4 protein-coding genes are annotated in these 4,718 nt (G+C 68.9%); 2 read left to right on the forward strand and 2 right to left on the reverse strand.

Features of this window, described 5'->3' with window-relative positions; translation table 11 throughout:
• Both GT354_RS14060 and GT354_RS14065 read right to left on the reverse strand, forming a co-directional pair.
• The coding region (locus tag GT354_RS14060; RefSeq protein ID WP_161356648.1) for a serine/threonine-protein kinase at positions 1-829 on the reverse strand (829 nt) is incomplete at its 3' end.
• A gap of 124 nt (positions 830-953) precedes the next feature.
• Complete coding sequence (locus GT354_RS14065; RefSeq protein ID WP_161356649.1) at positions 954-1,094, reverse strand: hypothetical protein; 141 nt, start codon at positions 1,092-1,094, stop codon at positions 954-956.
• 30 nt (positions 1,095-1,124) lie between these two features.
• On the opposite strand from GT354_RS14065, the gene GT354_RS14070 reads away from it, so the two are divergent.
• Positions 1,125-2,489 carry an erythromycin esterase family protein gene (locus tag GT354_RS14070; protein WP_161356650.1) on the forward strand — a complete coding sequence of 455 codons (1,365 nt, stop codon included), beginning with the start codon at positions 1,125-1,127 and terminating at the stop codon, positions 2,487-2,489.
• 498 nt (positions 2,490-2,987) lie between these two features.
• Positions 2,988-4,718 (forward strand): immune inhibitor A domain-containing protein (locus GT354_RS14075; RefSeq protein WP_161356651.1); only part of this gene is annotated, 1,731 nt, incomplete at its 3' end.

A 4,718-nucleotide genomic window follows, 5' to 3' on the forward strand; every position in this document is an offset into this window, starting at 1 on the left:
GCGCGCCCGGCGCCGGCACGTCGTCCGGCGGCGCCATGGTGCGAAGTCGCCGCACCACGTCGCCCGGCTCGGGACGTCGCGTCGGCCGCACCCGCAGCAACTCCGACAGCAGTGGGCCCAGTTCCCCGGAGGCGACCGGTCGGTCGATGCGGCCGTCGCGGGCCCGCCCGAGGAGGGTCTGTACGTCGTCACTCCTGCCGTACGGCGAGTGCCCTTCGAGGGCGGCGAACAGCGAGGCCCCCAGCGAGAACACGTCCGAGGCTCGACCCGCTCCCTCGCCCCGGACCACCTCCGGCGCCAGGTAGCGGGGCTTTCCCTGCACCATGCCGCCCTCGGTGCGGGTGCCCTCCGCGCCCAACGCCCGCGAGATCCCGAAGTCGGCAAGCTTGGCGGTTCCGTTCGCGGTCACCAGGATGTTCTCCGGCGTCACGTCTCCGTGCACCACGAGATGCGCGTGCACCTCCCGAAGCGCCTCCGCGATCTGCCATCCGATCCACGCCACCCGCGCCGGCGTCAGGACATGCCCGGAGTCCGTCATGAGTTGCCTGAGGCTGCGCGATTCGACGTACTCCATCACCAGCCACCACGTGTCGTCCTCGACCCGTACGTCGTGCACCGTGACGATGTGCGGGCTGTCGAATCCCGCCGCGATGGCCGCCTCGACCTTGAGGCGCTCCACGCTCTGCGGATCGTTCACCCGCGCACACTTGATCGCCACCGGGCGCCGCAGCAACTCGTCTCGCGCCTGCCAGACGATGCCCATCCCGCCGGCACCGACCCGCGTCACGAGGCGGTATCGACCGGCCACCACCACCACGTCATCACTCACCACGTGCGGCTCCCCACCCTGTGTCGCCATTTCGACACGGAGCGTACTTCAGGGGTCGCGGATCGGCGTCGCACTTGGCGGATGTGAACCCCAACGTGCCAACGCGCCGCGTCCGTTGCCCGGCTCACGCGCGCCGGAAGACCGTTTCCACCCCGAATCGACGACCGGCCACCGCCGCTACGTCGATATGGAGGAAGCTCCGGCGAAAATCGGTGGCCGCGCCCCAATGCGCGATCCCGCCCGCGTCGGCGACGATCCTCCCCACGTTGCGAATCGCGAGCGAGAGGTGAGCGGCATGGATGCCGAATCCCGGACACGCATCAGCCGACGAGGACTGTTGACGGCAGCGGTGGTGGCGACGGGAACCGTCGTGGCTCCGCTGCCGGTCCAGGCCGCCCGGGCGGCCCCCGTCGACCCGTCCGGCGCGACGCGGAACCCGATCCGGGCCCTGGAGGAGGCGGCGCACCGGCTGTGTTCGACCGAGCCCGGGACGAACACGGCCGACCTGCGGGCCTTGGGCGCGATGATCCGCGACGCCGAGGTGGTCGGCCTCGGCGAGGCCACCCACGGCTCCCACGAGTTCTTCACCATGAAGGAGCGCGTCTTTCGCTACCTCGTCGAGGAGAAGGGCTTCACCACCTTCTCCCTCGAACTGAGTTGGTCCGCCGGCCTCCTGATCGACGAATATCTCCACAGTGGCAAGGGCGACGCCCGCACGGTGGCCAAGGAGACGCTGGCCGGTTCGCCGTGGGACCGCGAGGAGTTCGTGAGTCTGATCCGGTGGATGCGCGAATACAACCGCCGCCATCCCTACCGGACGGTCCACTTCATGGGCGCCGACGTCGGCGCCCCCACCCTGAGCGACGAGTTCTTCGGACGGGTGACCGGCTATGTGGGCCGCCATCACCCGGACTTGCTGTCGCGCGTGGACGAGCTGTACACCGGATTGCGCCCCATCGACGACGTCTACGCCTACCTGGGCAGGCCGCTCGCGGAACGGCAGCGGCTCGCGGCCAAGGCCCGGCAGGTCCTGGAACTGATCGGCGGTCGCGAGGACTCCGGCACCGACGCGTTCGCCTGGGCCGAGCAGAACGCCCGATCCATCGCGGACACCGCCACGTTCCTCACCATCGACGTCACCGACCCGGACTCGGTGACCACTTTCGAGCGCTTCCGCGACGAGGTGATGGCCCGCAACGTGACCTGGTGGCACCGGCACACCGGCCACAAGATCCTGGTGTCGGCACACAACGGCCACGTCGGCTACGTCGCGGGAGACCCCAAGACGTATCCCAAGACGCAGGGGTCGTTCCTGCGCGACGCCATGGGCCGCGACTACCTTCCCATCGGCTTCACCTTCGATCGGGGTTCCTTTCTGTCGAAGGACGCCGCCCTCGGCGGCGACTGGAAGACGTTCACCGTGGGCGCCGCCGAGCCCGGCTCGAACGAGTACACCCTCGATCGGGTCGGTCACCGGGACTACTACCTCGACCTGCGCAACGCCCCGCGCGCGGCGCGCGATTGGCTGGGCGTCAGCCGGCCCACGTACGACATGGGCACGCAATATCCGTACCCGCTCGGGCAGATCGCGATCGGCCGCTCCTACGACGTCCTCATCCACCTGCACGCCGTTCGGGAGGCCGACCGGGCACGGCAGTGACCGCTCGACAGCACCCGGCCCTTCGGGCGGCCGGCCGCGAGGCCGACCGCCCGGTAGCGAGGCCCGGTCGGCGGGGGTCGAAGTTCGGCCATCCGTCGACGAGTTGCGCGGGCGCGCCGAGATCGTGCGCCGAGGTCGGCGGACCGGAGTCGATCAAGAGTGCCCCGCTCGTTCGTCGGACACGCCCCGCCAATAATTGAGTAAAGCTTTTCCAAAGAGATCTCGGCCTCCCCTGCCTCTCTCGTCACTCCCGCCTCTAGTGTCCGGACGCCCGGCCCAACTCTCGCCACCGCCGTGACCCGACGGTTGGTGGGGGGCAGGCGTCGGGTTTTGCCGAATCAGCTCGACGTCGTGGGTGCGTACGGCACCACAGCACCCTGATCGGCGTCGCTTCGCGCTCGGGATCACCTCCCGGGCGGAAGGGGGACCATCTTGAGTCGAGCGATACCCGGACGCGGCGGAACCCCGCCGCGAGGCATCCGGCGTTTCCGTGGCCCGGTGACGTTACTGTCGGCCTCGGTTCTGGCGGTCACGGGCCTCACGGCCGCCACCGGCGCGTCGTCCGCCGTGACCGCGCGAGTGGACGACACCAGAGCCGTGTGGAATCCCGGCCCCGACGACCAGTACTTCAACGCCGTCGAGTCCGAGGACGGTCACGACACCTCCGACGACGCCGCGCAGACCGGCGCGGACAAGGCCCGCAAGGCCAAGGAGGGCGGCAGCCGCAAGGATCGCGAGGGCAACCCGCGCGCGGCGTCCCAACTGCGGCTCCTGGAGGCCGAGGCCCAGCGCACCGGCAAGAGCCCGGAGCAGGTCAAGGCGGAGCGCAGCGGCTTGGCGGCCGGTACGAAGCAGGAAGCCAAACTGCTCACGATCCTCGTCGAGTTCAACGAGAACGCCAACGACGACTTCTCCGGCTTCAATCGCCGGGCGAGCGTCGCCGACCCCTCGTGCGTACTCGAACCGCCCGGCACGATCAAGAACGGGCCGCTGCACAACAGCATCCCCGACCCGGCGCTTACCGGGCACGACAACAACTCGCAGTGGGTCGACAACTTCAGCCCAGAGCACTTCAACAAGATGCTCTACACCAAGCAGGGCATCACCGAACGCATGCGCAAGGACCTGACCGGTCCCGACGGCAAGCCGGGCATCGACGTCTCCGGCTACACGATGAAGAACATGTACGAGGAGATGTCGGGCGGCAAGTACACCGTCTCCGGCACAGCCACGTCGTGGATCAAGGCTCCGCACTCCGAGGCGTGGTACGGCGCCGGCCGTTGCGGGGCGCGCGAACAGGACATGGGCGGACATCCGAACAACCCGCGGGGGCCCCAGCAACTCGCGATCGACGCGGTGGACGAACTCGCCCGTAGCCAACCGAACTTCCCGTGGGCCGACTACGACAAGGAGGATGTCGGCGACGCCGACGGCGACGGCAACACGCAGGAGCCGGACGGTGTGGTCGACCACCTGGTCCTCGTACACGCGGGCAAGGACAAATCCGCCAACGGCGGCGCCGAGGGCACGTACGCGATCTGGGCGCACGCGAGCTCGGTGCCCAACGGGTACACGGTTCCCGGGACCCAGGTGAAGGTCGCCAACTACATCGTGCAGCCGGAGGACTCCGGAGTGGGTGTGTTCGCCCACGAGTACGGCCACGACCTCGGTCTGCCGGACCTGTACGACAACTTCAGCGGCGCGCAGTCGAACGTCAACTTCTGGGACCTGATGGCGAGCGGGTCCCATTCCGGTCCGCTGTTCCAGTCGATGCCCGCGCACATGAGCGCGTGGTCCAAGTACTCGCTGGGCTGGTTGACGCCCAAGGTGCTCAAGGCGGGCGACAACGCCAAGCTGGTCACCATCGGGCAGGCGGCCAAGACGCCCAAGGGCACCGAACAGGCCGTGCGGGTCAACCTCCCGGACAAGGTGATCAGATTCAGCACGCCGCACAGTGGCCAAAAGGCGTGGTACTCCAGCAACGACCAGGACTGGGCGGACGTCAAGATCGTCCGTGACGTCGCGGTGCCCGCGGGCTCCGACGTGAAGTTCCGGTGGTGGAGCGACTACGTCCTGGAGGAGGACTGGGACTTCGGCTTCGTCGAGGTGTCCGCCGACGGCGGCGCCACGTGGAAGCAACTCCCGGTCCACGACGAGGCCGGCACGCTCGTTTCGACCCCGCCCGACTACCCGGACCCCAACGGCAACCTGCGGCAGTTCGGCAAGAGC

This window comes from Streptomyces sp. SID3343, assembly GCF_009865215.1.
Classification (GTDB): domain Bacteria; phylum Actinomycetota; class Actinomycetes; order Streptomycetales; family Streptomycetaceae; genus Embleya.

What these genes read in the sequence shown, in the direction of transcription:
- GT354_RS14070 (WP_161356650.1), top strand. Translation starts at nt 1,125, where the DNA reads ATGGATGCCGAATCCCGGACACGCATCAGCCGACGAGGACTGTTGACG.